Here is a 19,111-nt window from a genome sequence, read left to right as displayed (position 1 = left end):
CCCGACTGCTCAGTGCTTTAAACCACTGGTTCACGTTCGCCTCCTCAGGACCAGCGCACCGCTGACCTGCTGACCATCCCGGTTCAGTTGTCCCTGATCCACTTCGAAATCTTCCACCAGTAATACTCTGAGCTGTTCAAAATGCTGAAACTCTCCCGCGACTGCCTGTAAGCGTAATTCATTCCGGTTGTGATCATATTTCAGGTTCTGCACGGAAATCTGAGGCACTTTGCTCAGCGACGGTCGCAATTTCACCAGCCAGGGTAAAAGCCCCTGACCTGATTCAGTCCCACCCAGCCGGCGCTCCTCATTGATCATCTGGGTTCTCAGATAACTGGATCGATTGATCCCTTTATGCTGTGGCAGCACCTGATGAATAATCCGGAAGCTCTCGTTCTGGTATGCCTGCGCCTGCTGCTCCATGCTCTGAACTCTGATCACGTATTCCGCAATCATCACGCCTAACACTAACGCGGCCGCAATGCCGACTTTCCGCCAGGGTTTGAACGCCTTATGCCAGGTCGGCTGTAATTTATATGGCCCCGATAACAGGCTTGCTTTACTCTCACTGGCTCCTTTTGCCAGCAAGGCCATCACCAGCTCCGGCGCTTCGGCCTGCCAGTGACCCGGCATCCCCTGCGGCGCCGGTGTGAAATGCCGGATCCGTGTCTGAGTTTGCGCTGCATCTTCATCCATCAGCGCTTCAGCAGCCGCTTCCGCATCTTCAGCCTGCAGCTCTGCAGATTCTTCTTCCATCACCTGACTGATCAACGGCACTTTCTGGGCCATCAACCAGCCCGCTAACCAATCCGGGTCAGCACAAATGCCCTGCGTTTCAGACTGACGCAGTAACCACTGCCCCTCAATTTCCGCAGCGCTGTAGCTGTTTTCAAAAGCTGGCAGGCAAAGGCAGTCTGGTATCACTTGACGGACGGTCAGACCTGCGGATTCACACTCTGCCAGCCAGGCTTCCATCCGCTGATGGCTGACCACGGCAACATGTGCCTTGTCTGACTCACGCTTGAGCATGTGGATATGCAAATCGTCCACATCTTGAGCCAATTCTTCTTCCAGCAGGTAAGGCAGCACCTGTGCCAGCTGGCGGCCGGAGCCCGAAGGAATGGATACCTGACTCAGCAGCACATCACTTCCCGGCACCAGTAAATACACTGGTCGGTTTGCCCCATATTCAGCCAGCTCACCCAGCTGACTGCTGTCAGCCAGCTCACCTGAAGCAATCACTTCCTGTTGCTGTAGCGACCAGACCAGCCAATGTACCGGCCCGGCAGGACGGCTACTCAGCCTTATCGTCAGAAACTCGCTCACTCATTCCTCCATAACGGCGACGTACCACAGTCACCTTGTCTTCCCCGTCTCGTTTGAGCAGGGCTAAAATTCGCATTCGGGCCCGGTCTACTGTCACTTCAGCATCCAGCTCGAAATAATCACTTTTGACGGCCAGATAAGATTTGGCCTGATCCCGGACAGCTTTCGATACCCGGTTAATCGCTCCCTCTGCGAGAAAAGCATCCACGTCCTGCCAGCCATCATACGGGCGATTTTCAATTAACTGACGGGCATCATCCAGGCTCAGCTCCGGAGTGAATACACCGGCCAGCAATGCTGCCTGTGAGGCTTTGACGGTATTCACATTGATCAGCAAATCTGTGGTTGGCAGAGCACAGAGTAAAGGCCGCGCTTGCTGATACATCTTGGCGCTCACGCCATTCACGGCGCGAAACTCCGTGACATCCGCCATCAGGTTACGCGGCGGTAAATAGGCAGGTGAAAATCCTTCATAGCTGCTGTCGCCAGCACCGTAAGCACTGTAAACCGTCTCATCCGGATCGACATACTCCCAGACCGAGTCTGCTGCGACTTCCGCTTCATAACTTTCAGATCCGCTTTCTTCCAGCAGAGACTGCAGAAAACGGACCCGAAATGGCTTGTTTGTGCGATCCCTTTCCGGGGTCTGACCCGATAAAGCATTGAGATTGAAGCAGGCTTGTAAGTCATAAATATTGCCTTTCACTTCTCCGTTATCCAGCGGATAACTCTGCCCTTCTGTCGCCCAGACCTGACTCAGATTGACGGTGTCGCTATCAGACAGACTTTGCTCAATCGCCACTTTGGCCAGTTGCTCCATCCCCTGGCTATACCAATAGGCCTGCTGATTAAACACCTGATTTTCAACCCGGTAAAAATTCAGTTGCAGGCGATCAGTCATCTGAACGGCCAGCAAGGTCATCATGGCCAATAAAAGTAAAACCACGATCAAGGCGACGCCGCGCTGATTTCTGGGTAACGGCCTCATGAATCTGCCTCATCATCCCGCTTGGTGCCCGAAGGTAACTTTGCCTCCGGCAACAAATAAACCCGTTCAATTTTATCGAAGTCTTTCAGCGTCAGGGTGACTTCAATCCCTTTCGGTAACGTAGTGTTATCCGTCCAGTTTTCCTGCCAGCCCTGTGCGCCATAGAATCTGAATTTCAGGGCAGTCACGCCCGTCAGAACCTGACGCACCAGCGGCTCGGCCCCGACGACCGTATCCGGATACCGGAACCAGACCCGTTCTAAATTTTCTTCAACAATACGATAGCCGACCCGAAGAATTTCACTGCGAGGGAACATCTGCTGCGGATTTTGCCAGCCATCCCGGGTAAAAATAATGCCATGGCTGGCGGAATCGAGCAGGTATTCTCCACTCTGAAGTAAGGGGCCACTTTCTGCATTGCCCTGTTGTCTGACCTGACGGGCAACCATCTGACGGAAATCACCGTCGAGCATCACCATCGCCCGCTGAATTTCCTGCAGGCGGGTATTATGTTCCCGGGATTGTTCATCGCTGCGCTGGACGCCGTTCATCACCTGATATGCCGAGATACTCAGCATGGCAAACACAGCAATGGCGACCAGGACTTCCAGCAAGGTAAAACCGGCTGAACGCTGGCGTGAGTGGCAATCAGTTTTCAATGTAGGTCCTTAGGGTTGCCACCCGATCTTTCATCGCTTCATCTGTCGCCACAGACACATCCAGTGCACGCAGATAACCATCTGCAGTTTTCGTACTTTTCACAGACCAGTACCAGGTCTGTCCCGCCAATTCTGACTTGCCTTTCTTTTCCGACGCCAGTTTATCGCCGGTCATCAGAAGCCGGGCCAGCTCATTATCTGCAACCATGGTTGCAAACGTTTTCTGCTCCAGATAGCCGATAGTGTTGATGTGCTGGCCCACCGCTTTCATCACACTCAGCGAGGCCGTTGCAAAAATCGCCAGAGCAACCAACACTTCCAGTAACGTAAATCCGGCCGACCTGCGTGTGGTAAAACCAGACATCATGGTTCATTCCCCTCGCGCGTTTCGCCCGGCGCCAGCAGATGCAGTTGTCCGACTTCATCGGCTTCCACCCGCCAGACCTCCGTCTCTCCGCTTGCATCGAAGGTCACCGAAAACGGGGTATATTCTCCGCTCGCCATCACGATGATTTGCGGGGGTTTTGCCTGTTTGTCTTCTTCCTCGGCAAACAGGTCTTCATCAAACAGCGAGCCCGGCTCAAACAGACGATCATCGTCCTGCCAGGCATCGCTGCCAATTTTCACGTCCATACCCAGTTCATTGGGCAGACTCACTTCAGTAAAATAACGTGAGTCTTTCAGGGGCTGCCAGCCTTCCGGCGCCAATTCAAAAAAGCGGTAGTCTTTTCTGTCGACCCGAACCCCATAATCACGACCGTTGAGCATGGCATCCTCACCCAGCAACTGCACCAGATAATGAAAGCGTTGCGCTTCTTCTTTCAGCACATCGTCTTTCGGAGCAGGCAAAGTCAGAATGACAGCCACGGCACTGGTTGCCAGCAACACCAGCACCAGCATGAGTTCGATCAGGGTAAATCCGGCAGCCTTACGGAACATAGTGTCTTAACGGTAATCCAGCATATTCCAGTTGCCGATGTCGGTATTCACCCCTTCACCGCCTTCCTGGCCATCCGCACCCAGACTGTAGATATCCACAGAACCATGCTCACCCGGCATCATATACTGGTAATCATTTCCCCAAGGGTCTTGTGGCAAGCGCTTGATGTAACCACCATTGCGGTAATTACGCGGCTCCGGACTCGGTGCTTTCACCAGCGCGTCCAACCCCTGTTCATTGTTTGGATAGATACTGTTATCCAGTTTGTACATATCCAGTGCCTGCTCCAGTGCACCGATATCGGTCACGACTTTCTGCTGGTCGGCCTTTTCTTTATTACCCAAAAGATTCGGCACTACCAGACTAGCCAAGACGCCCAAAATCACGATAACCACCATGACTTCAAGCAGGGTAAAACCGCGTTGTTGACGTTGCATTTACATAACCTCCAAAGGAAAAACTACATGCCCACCATGTTATTCAGGGCAATAATCGGCATCAGGGTTGCGATCACAATAAACATCACAATCCCAGCCATCACGACAATCAGCAGGGGTTCAAAAACCCCCAGTGCCATATTCACCAGAGATTCAAAATCTCTGTCCTGGTTATCGGCCGCCCGGGTCAGCATCTGCTCCAGCTCACCACTGCGCTCACCACTGGCGATCATATGCAGCATCATGGGCGGAAACAGCTTGGTTTGCTCCAGCGAGACCCGCAGACTGGCCCCTTCGCGCACTTTATCAGACGCCTCCAGAATCTGTTGGTTCACCCAGGTATTGGTCATGACCTGAGAGGCCACTTTCATCCCTTCCAGTAGCGGGATGGCACTGGAAGTACATATCGACAGCGTCCGGGCAAATCGCGACGTATTCAGTCCCCGTGCCACTTTCCCGATAACAGGGACGCCCATCATGTGCCGATCCCAATTCAGCCGCAGATCCGGACGACGCAAAGCCATGCGCACGCCCATGATCAACAGCAGAATCGCCAGCACAACGAGGAGCCCCCAGTTCTGAACAAAGTGACTGGCCACCAGCAGCACCTGAGTGATCTGCGGCAGTTCCTGGCCCATATGAACAAATTGATCCACAATTTTTGGCACAACCGTTGCCAGCAGGAACGCCACCACAGACACCGCGACCAGTGTCAGCATGGTGGGATAGATCATCGCCTGCTGTAATTTACTGCGCATTTTCTGACGGTTTTCCGTGTAATCGGCCAACCGGTTCAGAACCGTATCCAGATGACCGGATTTTTCACCCGCAGCCACCATTGCACGAAAAAGCTGATCAAAGATATGCGGAAATTCCGCCATACTGTCGGATAAGGTGTAACCTTCGACGACCCGGGAGCGAACAGCCAGCAGCATATTTTTCAGGCGGGCTTTTTCACTCTGCTCCGCCACCGCACGCAGACATTCCTCCAGCGGCATGCCCGCCTGAACCAGGGTTGCCAGTTGGCGGGTCAGCAGCGACAGATCATTGGTACTGATCCCCCGGCGAAAGGCAATACGTCCACCGGCTTTTCGCTTTTCCCGCTCGTGACTCTGACTGACTTCCACCGGGATCAGCCCCTGCTCACGCAGTTGCTGACGGATCTGGCGCGCCGTATCGGCTTCCATCACCCCTTTTTTCTGGCGCCCTTTGGCATCCAGCGCTTTATATTCAAACGCTGCCATTATCCCTCCCTGGTGACCCGCATGACTTCTTCCAGCGTGGTGATCCCCAGTCGGACTTTCGCCAGGCCATCATCACGGATACTGGGTGTATGCTGACGAATCACTTTTTCGATCGCCTGTTCACCGGCATCAGCGTGGATCAGTTCCTGCACCTGTTCATTCACCAGCAAGAGCTCGTGGATCCCGGTCCGGCCCCGGTAACCTTTATTGTTACAGTGCTCGCAACCAACCGGGTGGTACAGCGTCAACGATTCATATTCAGGCATATCGAAGAGTTTTTTCTGCTCACTGTCTGCCAGATAAGGCTGACGGCACTCTTTACAGAGCGTCCGGACCAGACGCTGTGCCAACACGCCCAGCAGAGAGGAAGAGACCAGGAAAGGTTCAATGCCCATATCCCGCAGACGGGTAATGGCACCGACAGCAGTATTGGTGTGCAGAGTCGACATCACCATGTGACCCGTCAACGAGGCCTGCACGGCAATCGAGGCCGTTTCCAGGTCTCGGATCTCACCGACCATCACCACATCCGGATCCTGACGCAGAATCGCACGCAGTCCGCGGGCAAACGTCATATCGACTTTAGAGTTGACCTGGGTCTGGCCGATGCCATCGATATCAAATTCGATCGGATCTTCTACCGTCAGAATATTCCGCTCGCTGCTATTGAGCTCCTGCAGGCCCGCATACAATGTCGTGGACTTACCGGAACCCGTCGGACCGGTGACCAGAATAATGCCGTGCGGCCGTTGGATCAGATATTGAAAATGTTCATGAATCCCGGCCGTCATTCCCAGACTGTGCAAATCCAGACGTGTGGCATTTTTGTCCAGCAGACGCAGCACCACACGCTCACCGTGAGACGATGGCATGGTCGACACCCGCACATCCACAGCACGACCACCAATACGCAGGGAGATCCGGCCATCCTGAGGCACACGCTTTTCTGCGATATCCAGCCGGGCCATGACTTTGATCCGCGACACCAGCAAAGGCGCAAGTTTCCGGCTCGGATTCAGGACTTCCCGCAACACACCATCGACCCGGAATCGGATCGACAGGGCTTTTTCAAAGGTTTCGATATGGATATCCGAGGCCCCTTCCTTGATCGCTTCGGCAAGCATCGCATTGATCAGTTTGATAATCGGCGCATCATCCTCCGATTCCAGCAGGTCTTCGGTTTGTGGCAGCTCCTCCGCCAGCGAGAAAAAGTCATCGCTGTCAGAGCCTAAGTCTTCCATCAGTTGCCGGGCTTCCGAAGAATCACGTTGATAGGCATCGGTCAGACGCTGTTCAAACATCTCCGGGGCCAGTTCTTCAACGCGAAAGCTGCTGCCACAAACACGACGAACTTCTGCCAGCACGACCGCTTTCAAAGGGCCGCCATGATAAAGCACCCGGCCCTGCTCGCCCGCTTCCAGTACCACTTTGTGGCGCTTAGCAAACGAAAATGGCAAACGGAACTGCACCAGCTCAGTCGGGTGCATGCTGTCCATTACTGCTCCTCCAGACGCGAAACGAAGGCGCGGACTTCCGGCGGCAACGAGATATCCTCGCCGTATTTTGGCAATACCGGCGACTTGGTGCTTGGCATCAGACGCAACCCTTCTTCTGCCTTATACAATTGCTCTGCACGGATATAGTTGTACTTACGCTGTGTAATCCCATCCGCCGTCACCCCATCACGAATAATCGTGGGTTTGATAAAGACCATCAGGTTGGTCCGGCCCCGGCTGGTATTGTTGGACTTAAACAGATGCCCCAGAATCGGAATATCGCCCAGTAACGGGATTTTCGATTCATTTTCGTTGGTTTCATCCTGAATCAGACCGCCCAGCGCAATCATCTGACCGTCCTGAATCAGTACCGAGGTGGTGAGCTGACGCTTCGAGAAACGCACGTCGACGGCACCATTGGCACCAAGCACGTTCGAGACTTCCTGTTCAATTTTCAGCTGAACCGAGTCCCCTTCGTTTATCTGAGGTGTTACTTTCAGCTTGATGCCCACTTCCTTCCGTTCAACGGTCTGGAATGGGTTGTCATTATTTGAGCTGGCCGTTGAACCGGTCACAACCGGAACTTCCTCACCGACAATAAACGACGCTTCACCGTTATCCATCACGGTAATACTCGGCGACGACAGAATGTTCGATTCACGGTCACTGGCCACAGCATTCACCAGCATGGTCCAGTCACCCATGATCAGGCCCAGCACTGCACCATTCGCGCCCGACAACACCTGACCCAGTGTGGTGAAGTCGCCGCTTTCGGTCACCTCCACATCGACCAGATTATTATTGTTGTCGAAGCGTTGCTCCGTTCGGGTGGTATCCTGCGCTTCTTCCAGACCAATCAGATACTGGCCAATCGGAACATTGGAGTTACCAAACTGAACCACACCATTTTCCTTCGAGCCATACTGGATACCGAAGTTAATCCCGGCACCTTCTGACAGTTCGACGATCATGGCTTCAATCAGAACCTGGGCCCGGCGGATATCCAGCTGAGCAATGATGTTTTCCAGAGCCCGCATGATATCTGGCGGCGCAGTCAGGATCAGCGCATTGGTATCGGCGTGCGCCGAAATCATGACTTCACTCTGTTTACTGCTGGCTGTCTGACCGTTACCCTGCTTTTCAGCCTGCAAGTTATCCGACACGCCTTTCAGCACATCCACTAACTCTTCGGCATTGGCGTATTTGAGGTAAACCACCCGGTTATTGCCCGAGCTGGCCATTTCTTTATCCAACTGGCGAATCAGACGCTTGAGGCGCTCACGCACTTTCGGATCGCCGGATAGCAGCACGGAGTTGGTCCGCTCATCCGCTACCAGTTTCGGCTGCAAGAACTCTGGCGTCGATTTGGCATCGGCTGATTTGTTGAGCGCATCAACAATCCGCACCATTTCGGCGGCAGAAGCATTGTTCAGTTCGACGACATCAATTTCTTTATCACCGGCGCGGTCGACCCGCTCAATAATCTCTGCCAGTCGATTCACCACCGCCGCACGGCCGGTGATCATGATGATATTGGCCGGGTCATAGTGAACCACGTTACCGGCACCAGCGTTATCATTGAGCTGACGCAATAAAGGAGAAAGTTCCCGGACCGACACGTTCCGAACCGCAACCACACGGGTGACAACTTCGTCGCCCTGTGCCTGGGTTTTACTGTCAACCACAGGAATAGAAGAGATTTTTGCGTCTTTGTCTCGAATCACCTTCAGCACACCGTTTTCCATTTCAACGACGGCGAACCCGTAAACTTCGAGAACATTTAGAAAAAACTGATAATACTGCTCATCATTCAGCAGATCGTAACTGCGTACATTCACTTGCCCCCTGACGGATGGGTCGACAATGATCGTTTTTTCCAGATTACGTCCAACGATATTAATAAACTCTTGAATATCAGTTCCTTTGAAACTGGCGCTGAATTCGCTTGCCAACAACGGCGTTGACAGCAGGCTGGCCGCCAGCCACAGGGTGCCCTTACCCATCCATTTTTTCACAACAAACTCCTGCGTGTGTACGCAATGTGTTCAGGCTGCTACTGCAGCTCAATATATATGTCATGTAACTGCCCATCGCGCTCCACGGTCAGCGTAAGCTCCGTGGCGGAAGACAGTTCGGTCCATAGCCGTGCCATCACGGCCGGATCCTTCAAATCATTACCGTTCAGGCTCACTGCCAGATCTTCCGGCTGTAGCCCGACGGCATCAAAAAGTACCCGGTTTTTCCCCGGATTCACCCGGTAACCAATCAGATCATCATCTTGTTTAACCTGCGACAGTCGAATGTAAGAAAACAGGTTTTGTGGTTTCTCCATGATTTCCTGTTTAATTTGTGCCAGCTCATCCCCACTGTTGGCTTCTGTTTCCTGAGGCTCCGGAGCCTGTCGTACAGCAGGTGCTGATACAGGCGACGTCGCACGGGCGGTGCCGTTCTGACCAAACTTCACGCCATCCAGCATTAAGGTTTCATCCCGGCCATTGTTCCGGATGATCACCCGATCCACATACACGGCCTGTAAAGTGGCTCGTGTCCCGTCGATCGCTTCATTCAGCCCGTAAGTATTTTGTTTGCCCCGGTTTGTAATAACCGCCAGAGTGGTGTTCGGATCATTACTGGCAACGACCCCCACCAGCGTCAGATTCAGTTTTGTTTCCGGTGCATCCTGTTTCACGGGCTCTGGCGTGACTTGGGGTGCATCTGCACGATAGCGACCAAACAGCTCCATCCCTGTAATATCGGAGACCTGAAATCCCTGCTGTTTACTTGCGGCAGCCTGAACCGAAGGGGCTTGCCAGACGGAAGGAGATTCAACCGGTTGCATGAATGACCAGACTAAGCGGCCCAGTATCCAGGCCAGAAGAACGACCAGCCCCCAAGTCACGATTCGTGTCAGGGTCTGCATGGATGGCATTCGTTTGCCCGCGACAGCCTGACGCCAATGCATTGTTACCCTCGCTACATCCATTACTTGTTTCTGCCTCGAGACTCTGTGTAATCAATAATATGACAAGACAGCCTTGGTTAAGGTTCCCAAAAAATCAAGCAGTTTTCTGCATGAAAGGTCCCCATAAAAACTCATCTTGTTGCATGACAGGTTAATATAGCAAACCCACTCACCGAAAAAACACAACTCTCGCAATTAGAATGTTGTTTCATGTGAGGAATTTCCCATTCATTGTTGAATTTGCGATCTGGCATCACCATTTAGGAGAGCTGACGCGGCTTTTCCGATGTGATATTTTTAGCGCCCATTTGGGTAAGGAGCCAGAACATGAGCCGGCAAACATCCGAATCCGACGCACAAGACGTGCGGTTAGACAAATGGCTGTGGGCTGCCCGCTTTTATAAAACCCGCTCCATCGCGCGCAATATGATTGATGGCGGTAAAGTGCACTACAACGGCCAACGAGCCAAGCCCAGTAAACTTGTTGAAGTGGGCGCAGAAATTAAACTGCGGCAAGGCAATGAGGAAAAAACCGTCACCATCCTCAAAGTGTCCGGCGCAAGGCGTGGCGCCCCGGAAGCCCAAACCCTGTATCAGGAAACCGAGGCCAGCCTTGCCCAACGTGAGCAACAGGCCCAGATGCGCAAACTCAACGCCAACAACCCGCATCCGGATAAACGTCCGGATAAGAAGCAGCGACGCGATATACTTAAGTTTAAAAGCAATCACTGACCGTGATTGCCGGAGAAAACAAAATCATGACCAGCGATACTCTTTACCGTTACCTGTTTGACGATGTTTCTGTGCGGGGTGAACTCGTTCAGCTGAGCGACACTTACCAGCACATTATCGGCAGCAAAGATTACCCGGCCCCATTGCAGACCTTACTGGGTGAGCTGCTGGTCGCCACCAGCCTGCTCACTGCGACGCTGAAATTCGAAGGGTCGATTACCGTTCAGCTTCAGGGAGACGGTCCGGTGAAACTGGCGGTCATTAATGGCGATCATAACCAGCAGATGCGCGGTGTTGCGCGCTGGGATGGGGACATCCCGGCTGAAGGCAACATTCATGACCTGATGGGCAAAGGCCAAATGGTCATTACCATCACCCCGAATCAGGGTGAGCGCTATCAGGGCATCGTTGGGCTGGAAGGAGAGAACCTCGCCGCCTGTCTGGAAAGTTATTTTGCCAATTCAGAGCAACTGGCAACCCGAATCTGGCTGCGCACCGGCGAACAGGACGGTCAGAAAAAAGCAGCGGGCATGTTGCTGCAGATTCTGCCGGACGGCAAAGGCGATATCAGCGATTTCGAGCATCTGGAGCAGTTAACCGGAACCGTGAAGAACGAAGAACTGTTCACACTGACAGCCGAAGATGTGCTGTACCGTCTATATCATCAGGAAAAAGTAAAACTGTTCGAACCTCAGTCAGTTGCTTTCCACTGTGGCTGTTCACGAGAGCGCAGCGCCGGAGCAATCAAGCTGCTGGATCGGACTGAAGTTGAACGCATTTTGCATGAAGAAGGCAAAGTTTCACTGCATTGTGACTACTGCGGTACCAGTTACGATTTCGACAGTATCGACATCACCAGCCTGTTTGAAACCGGCTCTGAAGGCGATCAATCGACCCAGCATTAATTTTCAGCACTGAATAAGACTGAAAGTAAATTACAGAAGCCAGCAGCATGCTGGCTTTTTTTTTAACTCCGACACAATTTTCTGCTGCATTCTGTAAGGTACCTACAGGATAACTCACCTTAATTAGCAAGTAATATTAACCACTTACACTGGCATTCCCCTTTCCTGACAGGGTAAAATTAGGCTAGGTACAGATAAAAAATACAGCTCAATAACCACTTTATGTATGTGGTTACAACAAAAGTTACCTCCCTGACTTCAGGGTAAAAAAAGACAGCCAATACTACCTCTTACCCCCAAGGAGCCGCTGATGACCGTCATGCACGCCGAAGAAAACCAGGCTACCCAACAGTTGGATTTATCCCTGTATGGTATCCAGAACGTGAAAGAAGTCCTTCGTAACCCGACCTACGAAGTCCTTTTTGCTGAAGAAACCAAACCAGAACTGGCTGGTTATGAAAAAGGCGTAGTGACTGAGCTAGGTGCCGTTGCTGTCGATACCGGTATTTTTACCGGCCGTTCCCCGAAAGATAAGTTCATTGTTGAAGATGACACCACCCGCGACACCCTGTGGTGGTCCAGCCAGGGAAATAACGACAACAAACCGATCACGCCTGCCGTATGGCAAGATCTGAAATCTCTGGTCGCCAACCAGCTTTCTGAAAAACGTTTGTTTGTGATCGACGGCTACTGTGGTGCGAACCCGGATACACGCCTGTGTATCCGCGTCATCACAGAAGTGGCCTGGCAGGCACATTTCGTGAAAAACATGTTCATCCGTCCGACCGACGAAGAGCTGGCAACGTTTGAGCCCGATTTCGTGGTCATGAACGGTGCGAAGTGCACCAACGACCAATGGCAGCAACACGGGATGAACTCTGAAAACTTCACCGTGTTTAACCTGACCGAGCGCATGCAGCTGATTGGCGGCACCTGGTACGGCGGTGAAATGAAAAAAGGCATGTTCGCGATGATGAACTACTTCCTGCCGCTGCAGGGCATCGCTTCCATGCACTGCTCAGCCAACCAGGGGGAAAATGGTGATGTGGCTGTCTTCTTTGGCCTGTCCGGCACCGGGAAAACCACGCTGTCGACCGATCCAAAACGCAAGCTGATTGGGGATGACGAGCACGGCTGGGATGACAACGGCGTATTCAACTTCGAAGGCGGCTGCTATGCGAAAACCATCAAACTGTCGAAAGAAGCCGAGCCAGACATCTACAATGCCATCCGCCGTGATGCACTGCTGGAAAACGTGACTGTACGCCCGGATGGCACCATTGATTTTGATGATGGCTCCAAAACCGAAAATACGCGCGTCTCTTACCCGCTGTATCACATCGACAACATTGTGAAGCCGGTTTCCCGCGGTGGCCACGCCAACAAGGTGATTTTCCTGTCCGCGGATGCTTTTGGTGTCCTGCCACCGGTTTCCAAGCTGACGCCAGAGCAAACCAAATATCACTTCCTGTCGGGCTTCACCGCCAAACTGGCGGGCACTGAGCGTGGGATTACCGAACCGACACCCACCTTCTCGGCCTGTTTCGGCAATGCGTTCCTGAGCCTGCACCCGACGCAATACGCCGAAGTACTGGTCAAGCGAATGGAAGCAGCCGGCGCGGAAGCTTATCTGGTCAACACCGGCTGGAATGGCACCGGCAAGCGAATTTCGATTCAGGATACCCGTGCCATCATTGATGCGATTCTGGATGGCTCCATTGAGCAGGCCGACACCAAACAGGTGCCGATTTTCAACCTAACCGTCCCGACGGCACTGCCTGGCGTGAATCCGAAAATTCTGGATCCGCGTGATACCTACGCAGACCCTGCGGCATGGGAAGCGAAAGCAACGGATCTGGCCCAGCGCTTTATCCGCAATTTCGAGAAATACACCGACAATGCCCAGGGCGCTGCACTGGTTGCTGCCGGCCCGCAACTCGATTAAACATCGTTCAGTCTGCACAAGCCCTGCACAGCAGGGCTTGTTTGTCTCTGAACCAAGCGCACACCCGAACGACTTCTTTCATGAAACGCTAAATCAGCAACAAATTTCAGCCGCATTTCTTGCCAAGCATCCGTGATTCCGTCACTCTTTTTACACCGACCAGACCATGCAGTTTTCTCAGGATTTTCATCACCGCCCGATCGCCCGGCAGCGGCCTAAACATGGTTTGGCGGCTGATATGGAGTTCGGCATGCGATTCATCTTCAAAATCATAGCTTCCCTGTTCATCCTGCTGCTGATGGCAGCGACGATTGCGCTGATCCTGCTGCATACCCGGCACGGAGCAGGCATGGTCAATTCCGTGTTTCGCGTGATCGGCGATGCCCGGTTTGAGGTCGCAGACATTGAATACTCCATTCAAAGCGATCCCCGTCACCTGCGCCTGATTCAGCCAATTTGGCACCGCGATGGCGAGTTACCGTTGCAGGCTGAGGTCATCGACCTCTGGCTGGCTCCCCAGACGCTCATCCGTGACGGCTGGCATTTTGACAGTTTGTTAATTCAGGGACTCACCCTAAACAGCCTGCCTGAATTTGAGCAGCACGCGCCGCACATCAGTGCACAACGCCTGGCGCTGACCGAACTCAATCTGAAGACCCCCGAAATTCAGTTGAACAATGCCCGTTTGGAGCTGGATCAATGGCACAACCGGGGGCCGCTCTGGGCGGCATTCTCCGGCGATTTTCGTCTGTCTGCCGATGAGGCCATCTGGCAGGATCAGACCCTGAGCAAACTTCTGATTGACGGAGAGCGCAGCACAAAAGAGTGGACAATTTACGGCGCATCTTTCAACTGGCGTCATGCCGGGTTCAACGGCCAGGCCGAATATCTCTCTGAGGCCCGCCGCCTGATCGTGCATCAGCTGACGGCCACCCGCTTACAACTGGACAACACCTTCCCTCAGCAAGCTGTTCAGACCCTGACTGAACGTGTCCGGTCGTCTGGTCTGAGCCTTGAGCTGCGCCGGCTTGATGTGCTCGACAGCAGTGTTGAACAGGCCGAATTCAGTACCAATCAGGCCAGTCTGTCGCTGGAAAACTGGCACTGGCCAGGCGAACTCTGGCAGCAGACTGATGCACGGCTGACCCTGAATGCAGACACATTGCGCTGGCATGATCTGCTGCTGGAGAGCCCGCTTGCTGAACTCCAGATCTCCCCGGGGCAAATCAACCTGAATGGTTTTTCCGCCCGGCTGCTGGAAGGCTATGTACGCACCGAAGCCACACTGACGCCGGATGCCGTGATTCTGCACCAGCTGAAACTGAATGGCGTTCGCTGGGTGATGCCGGAAACGATTCAGGCCTGGCTGATGGGCGATCTGGCCCCGCAAACGCCGCTCCAGACGCAACTCAGCCAGTGGTGGCATCAGGTTCAGGAACTCAGTGTGGATCAATTATCCGTCAACTACAGTCAGCTGACCGGGACTTATCCACCGCTGCCGTTTCAGCTCAGTGACATTAATCTCGAAGGAACCGGACTGGTATTACTCCGGGAAGGACAACCCGGTCTGTGGCAGGGTCAGTTTGCTGCCGGTGCCGGATTCACCAACATTCGCCAGATTACGGTGCGCGATCCCTGGCTGACGATGCGAAGTCAGGCCGGACACTGGCAGATCACCCAACTCAGTTTACCGATTGGTGAAGGGCTGCTGGAAGGCAAAGGAGACATTCATCTCAATGAATCCGGCTGGCCCTGGCAGTTCAAACTATCGGGTGACAGTCTGCCGGCGCAATTGCTGACGCAATGGCTGGGGCTACCATTGCCGTTGCAGGGCGCAATCGACCTCACCGCCAAGGCCAGCGGGCTGGGTGAATTTCATCGCGGTCTGGCCTACAGCCTGCAGGGAGAACTGGATGCCTCATTCCGGAAACTGGCCCTGACGCAGCCGGAAGCCACGGTTCTGGATCGCTGGCAACAACTCAGCGCACTGACGCTGCCCCAATCAGGTGCAGAAGACATATCGACCCAGATGCCGGTGACACTCAGTCCGGTACAAATCCGTGCAGACCGCGGACGCATTCGTCTTAGTCCGATGCAATTCCAGAGCGAGCAATTACAGGCAGATCTGACCGGAGAATGGGATTTGGCGACGCCGTCAGACCGGGCTATCCAACTGAACGCCAGTGATGGCTGTCAGCAGATCACCCGGCGCTGGCACAATGATCAGCAGGAGACTATGGTCTCTTCCTGTGAGCGGAACAGCATATAAGTCCCGGTGAACGTTGCCGCGAGGGTTTCACCACTGAACACCTGTACCTCGACCACCATACGCCCCTTGCGACCGTTGGCAATCCGATCCAGATCGCCGGTCAGGGTTTCCACCCCGGTGACAGCGCGAGGCCGAGCTGTCACCGGTGCAGAATAGCGAATTTTACTGTCGACCAGCATGATATCCGCTTGGAGCTGGCGCTCTTTCAGCAACATCCACAAAAATCCCCAGCCCGCCAGCGTTGCCATGGTAAAAATACTGCCGGCGAACATGGTGGCTCTGGGATTAAGGTTCGCGTTCAGCAGCGCACAGACTTCGAAACGATATCCGGTATACTGGCTGATTTTTACACCCATTTTGTCGCTGATTGGGATCTGGGAGTGCCAAACATCCTGAAGTTCCTGACACCAGTCCGGGTGGCGCACCACTTCCGTCAACGGGTCCAGGTACTTCAGCATCTGCTGATGACGAACCGGGCCACGTTCTTCATTCAGCTCGCCCTGATTGCTAAACCCATTGATCTGATAAAAACGAATGGCTTCTTCACGGGCATTACAGACCAGACGTTTGGCCCCTTCCTGACGGGCCAGCGATTCCAGCGCCATCAGCAACAAACCACCCATACCTTTGTTGCGATAATTCGGATGGACGGCCATGTAGCGGATCTGGCCGTCATTTTCCGGTGTCATATATAATCGGCCAATCGCGACGGGCTGACCTGCATCGTCGACAATCATGCGATGACAACTCAATGCATCGTAAGCATCCCGCTCCGAGCCAACCGGCATATGCCAGGGCTGACGCAGCATTTGCCAGCGAAAATCAAAATAACGCGCCAGCTCCACATCCGTTTGCGGGGTGATCAGTCGAAACATAAGGTCCTTCTCCAGTTTTCAAATCCATGCGTACAACGGCTCACCCACTGGGTTTACAGTCGACTTTATCAGTGTAGGCTAGCACTGCAGCCAGAATGTCACCGGCCCGTCATTGAGCAAGGCCACTTTCATGTCTGCCGCAAAACGCCCGGTTTCTGTCCGGATGTCTTTTTCCTGACACGCGTGGACAAAGTAATCGTACAGACGTTCGGCTTCAACCGGACTTGCGCCGGCAGAAAAGCTCGGACGCATCCCGCTTTTGGTATCTGCCGCCAGCGTAAACTGCGACACCACCAGCACACTGCCCCCGGCCTGCTGGACATTCAGGTTCATTTTTCCGGCATCATCTTCAAAGACCCGGTAACCGAGCACTTTGTCCCGCAGGCGCTTCGCTTTCGCTTCGTCATCGCCTTTTTCGACGCCGAGCAGCACCAGTAAACCTTTGCCAATGGCACCAGTCACGGCGCCGTCGACAGTGACACTGGCCTCACTGACGCGCTGTATCAGTGCAATCATTCATTTCCCCTACCGCTTGGAATGTTTCTCTTCTGGCGGAGGATTGTCCGATTTGTCGGCGGATTTGTCCACTGATGCCAAATGGCGGTTCTGACCCGTTTCGGCAGAATCATCCGGAACAGCCGCTTGACGCCAGTGTTTTTCCTCACACAAACTGGCCGTGATCTCCGCACCCAGCAGCACAATACACCAGCACAGATAGACCCAGACAAAGAGAATCGGCACCACAGCCAACGCACCGTAAATCACCTGATAGGAGGGAAAATTCGTAATATAGAGCGCAAATCCTTTCTTGCTCAGCTCAAACAACGCACTGGCAATCAGAGCACCAATCAGGGCATTACGCAATCGGACTTTGGTGTTAGGCACCAGCAGATAGAGTCCGAGAAAGGCCAGCGTTGACATCAGTACCGGCAGGCCACGCAGTAATTGCCGGACAAACCCGCTGACCGTTTCGCTGCCCATTATATTGAGCGAGGCCAGATAAGAGCTGATGGCCAGACTGGAGCCCACCAGGATCGGTCCCAGCGTCAGGACCATCCAGTAAATCGAAAATGAAATCACCAGACGCCGGGACTGGCGGATCCGAAAGATATAATTAAGAGACTTATCAATTGAAGAGATCAGCAAAATGGCGACCACAAAAAGTGCACCAATCCCCACCGCCGTCATTTTCCCGGCATTCGCGACAAACTCGTTGAGGTAGTTTTGCACCACATCTCCGGCCGTCGGGACGAAGTTTTCAAAGACAAAAGCCTGCAATTGCTCACCCAGCGACGCAAACACCGGAAAGCTCGACAGGGCCGATAACACCACAGTGATCAGCGGCACCAGAGAAAGCAAAGTAACATAAGCCATTGATCCGGCTGTCACAGTCAGCCGATCGTGGTCAAGTCTCCGGTATAAATACTGAACAAAATGCAACAGAACTGTGACCGTCTGGCGCAAACCCGGTCCGGGTATCATTTTTTTATCTGGCATATTGGATCAATCTTTGTTTTTATCGCAGGTTGAATGAAACTTAAACGGTGAGCGTACGGGTTCATCTGCCTCACCATCGTCAGTATGTATATCAAGAACATAGTGCGTCCGGTACAGAATCACAACTGACCGCTCGCCAGCCAGGAGCTTTCCAATGCCTTATGCTTTCGTCCTGATTCTGAGTCTGACCCTACTGTCTGGCTGTCAGAGTGCCTATTATTCTGCCATGGAATCTGTCGGCGTCCATAAACGAGATATCATGGTCGACCGTGTAGAAGATGCGACCAATGCTCAGAAAGATGCACAGGAACAATTTACTTCTGCACTGGAAGCCCTGCAATCACTGACCCAATTTGATGGCGGTGAGCTGGAAACAACCTACGAGCGGGTCAATGCACAATACGAATCCAGCAACGACGCCGCCGATAAAGTCAGTGATCGGATTGCAGCCATTGAAGATGTGGCCGATGCCCTGTTTGAAGAATGGCAGGAGGAACTGAGTCTGTATACCAGTAGCAATCTGCGCCGTGACAGCGAGAAGAAGCTGAGGGCAACCCGCGCCTCTTACGAGAAAATGATTTCGGCGATGCACAGAGCCGAAGGCAAAATGAAGCCGGTACTCAATACACTGCGCGACAACAGCCTGTATCTGAAGCACAACCTGAATGCGGCTGCGATTGGCTCGCTGCAGGGTGAGTTCCGCTCACTGGAGCGGGATATTCAGCGTGCCATCAGCGATATGCGTGCGGCCATTTCAGAATCTGAGCGATTTATTTCCCAGTTGAACCGCCACAGCTAAGCGACGCAAGCGAAACCAAACAACCGGCATAAAAAAA

The 19,111-nt window shown here is 53.3% G+C and carries 18 protein-coding genes; 5 read left to right on the top strand and 13 right to left on the bottom strand.

The features are described 5' to 3' along the window. Window positions 1-30: 30 nt before the first annotated feature. From gspL to gspC, 10 genes are read right to left on the bottom strand one after another with little or no spacing between them, the layout of a single operon-like run. Window positions 31-1,326 (bottom strand): type II secretion system protein GspL, encoded by a 1,296-nt coding sequence (gspL, locus tag Q4579_RS14720; RefSeq protein WP_303565273.1) that lies wholly within the window; start codon window positions 1,324-1,326, stop codon window positions 31-33. Continuing rightward, entirely contained in the window at window positions 1,295-2,314 is a 1,020-nt protein-coding gene (gene gspK, locus Q4579_RS14715) for a type II secretion system minor pseudopilin GspK (RefSeq protein WP_303565272.1), read from the bottom strand. The genes gspL and gspK overlap by 32 nt, the downstream gene beginning before the upstream one ends. Continuing rightward, window positions 2,311-2,973: a type II secretion system minor pseudopilin GspJ gene (gene gspJ, locus Q4579_RS14710; protein ID WP_303565271.1), complete on the bottom strand. Its 663-nt coding sequence runs from the start codon at window positions 2,971-2,973 to the stop codon at window positions 2,311-2,313. Before gspJ ends, gspK begins: the two co-directional genes overlap by 4 nt. Further along, complete coding sequence (gene gspI, locus Q4579_RS14705; protein WP_303565270.1) at window positions 2,963-3,340, bottom strand: type II secretion system minor pseudopilin GspI; 378 nt, start codon at window positions 3,338-3,340, stop codon at window positions 2,963-2,965. Before gspI ends, gspJ begins: the two co-directional genes overlap by 11 nt. After that, window positions 3,337-3,912 carry a type II secretion system minor pseudopilin GspH gene (gene gspH, locus Q4579_RS14700; RefSeq protein WP_303565268.1) on the bottom strand — a complete coding sequence of 192 codons (576 nt, stop codon included), beginning with the start codon at window positions 3,910-3,912 and terminating at the stop codon, window positions 3,337-3,339. The genes gspI and gspH overlap by 4 nt, the downstream gene beginning before the upstream one ends. A gap of 6 nt (window positions 3,913-3,918) precedes the next feature. Then, window positions 3,919-4,350: a type II secretion system major pseudopilin GspG gene (gene gspG, locus Q4579_RS14695; RefSeq protein WP_303565267.1), complete on the bottom strand. Its 432-nt coding sequence runs from the start codon at window positions 4,348-4,350 to the stop codon at window positions 3,919-3,921. A 23-nt stretch (window positions 4,351-4,373) separates the two neighbouring features. Beyond that, on the bottom strand, window positions 4,374-5,594 hold the full coding sequence (gene gspF / locus Q4579_RS14690; RefSeq protein ID WP_303565265.1) for a type II secretion system inner membrane protein GspF: 1,221 nt from the start codon (window positions 5,592-5,594) through the stop codon (window positions 4,374-4,376). After that, a complete protein-coding gene (gspE, locus tag Q4579_RS14685) occupies window positions 5,594-7,090 on the bottom strand; it encodes a type II secretion system ATPase GspE (protein ID WP_303565263.1) in 1,497 nt (498 codons plus the stop codon). The genes gspF and gspE overlap by 1 nt, the downstream gene beginning before the upstream one ends. Continuing rightward, window positions 7,090-9,105, bottom strand: a complete 2,016-nt coding sequence (gene gspD, locus Q4579_RS14680) for a type II secretion system secretin GspD (protein WP_303565262.1) — start codon at window positions 9,103-9,105, stop codon at window positions 7,090-7,092. Before gspD ends, gspE begins: the two co-directional genes overlap by 1 nt. 38 nt (window positions 9,106-9,143) lie before the next feature. Next, window positions 9,144-10,052 carry a type II secretion system protein GspC gene (gene gspC / locus Q4579_RS14675; RefSeq protein ID WP_303565261.1) on the bottom strand — a complete coding sequence of 303 codons (909 nt, stop codon included), beginning with the start codon at window positions 10,050-10,052 and terminating at the stop codon, window positions 9,144-9,146. A 327-nt stretch (window positions 10,053-10,379) separates the two neighbouring features. Here gspC and hslR point away from each other — a divergent pair, with 327 nt between their 5' ends. From hslR to Q4579_RS14655, 4 genes are all read left to right on the top strand, one after another. Then, complete coding sequence (gene hslR, locus Q4579_RS14670; protein ID WP_303565259.1) at window positions 10,380-10,784, top strand: ribosome-associated heat shock protein Hsp15; 405 nt, start codon at window positions 10,380-10,382, stop codon at window positions 10,782-10,784. A 26-nt stretch (window positions 10,785-10,810) separates the two neighbouring features. Continuing rightward, window positions 10,811-11,689 carry an Hsp33 family molecular chaperone HslO gene (gene hslO / locus Q4579_RS14665; RefSeq protein WP_303565258.1) on the top strand — a complete coding sequence of 293 codons (879 nt, stop codon included), beginning with the start codon at window positions 10,811-10,813 and terminating at the stop codon, window positions 11,687-11,689. Window positions 11,690-11,999: 310 nt separating this feature from the next. After that, window positions 12,000-13,634: a phosphoenolpyruvate carboxykinase (ATP) gene (gene pckA, locus Q4579_RS14660; RefSeq protein WP_303565257.1), complete on the top strand. Its 1,635-nt coding sequence runs from the start codon at window positions 12,000-12,002 to the stop codon at window positions 13,632-13,634. Between the two features lie 250 nt (window positions 13,635-13,884). Next, a complete protein-coding gene (locus Q4579_RS14655; RefSeq protein ID WP_303565256.1) occupies window positions 13,885-15,903 on the top strand; it encodes an AsmA family protein in 2,019 nt (672 codons plus the stop codon). Here the strand turns inward: Q4579_RS14655 and Q4579_RS14650 are convergent. From Q4579_RS14650 to Q4579_RS14640, 3 genes are all read right to left on the bottom strand, one after another. Beyond that, entirely contained in the window at window positions 15,858-16,778 is a 921-nt protein-coding gene (locus tag Q4579_RS14650) for a bifunctional GNAT family N-acetyltransferase/hotdog fold thioesterase (RefSeq protein ID WP_303565255.1), read from the bottom strand. The two genes, Q4579_RS14655 and Q4579_RS14650, sit on opposite strands and share 46 nt — an antisense overlap. A gap of 78 nt (window positions 16,779-16,856) precedes the next feature. Beyond that, the gene (gene dtd, locus Q4579_RS14645; protein WP_303565254.1) at window positions 16,857-17,294 is read right to left on the bottom strand and encodes a D-aminoacyl-tRNA deacylase; all 438 of its coding nucleotides are present in this window, start codon (window positions 17,292-17,294) and stop codon (window positions 16,857-16,859) included. Window positions 17,295-17,303: 9 nt separating this feature from the next. Continuing rightward, a complete protein-coding gene (locus Q4579_RS14640) occupies window positions 17,304-18,260 on the bottom strand; it encodes a virulence factor BrkB family protein (RefSeq protein ID WP_303565293.1) in 957 nt (318 codons plus the stop codon). A gap of 169 nt (window positions 18,261-18,429) precedes the next feature. Between Q4579_RS14640 and Q4579_RS14635 the strand changes: the two genes are divergently transcribed. After that, on the top strand, window positions 18,430-19,074 hold the full coding sequence (locus Q4579_RS14635; RefSeq protein WP_303565253.1) for a DUF2959 domain-containing protein: 645 nt from the start codon (window positions 18,430-18,432) through the stop codon (window positions 19,072-19,074). The last annotated feature ends 37 nt before the right edge of the window (window positions 19,075-19,111 follow it).

Origin of the sequence: Photobacterium sp. 1_MG-2023, from assembly GCF_030547945.1 — a bacterium.
In the GTDB taxonomy this organism is placed as follows: domain Bacteria; phylum Pseudomonadota; class Gammaproteobacteria; order Enterobacterales; family Vibrionaceae; genus Photobacterium.
Note: the sequence above shows the minus strand (reverse complement) of the source record. Positions and strands in the feature narration are given on the sequence as shown.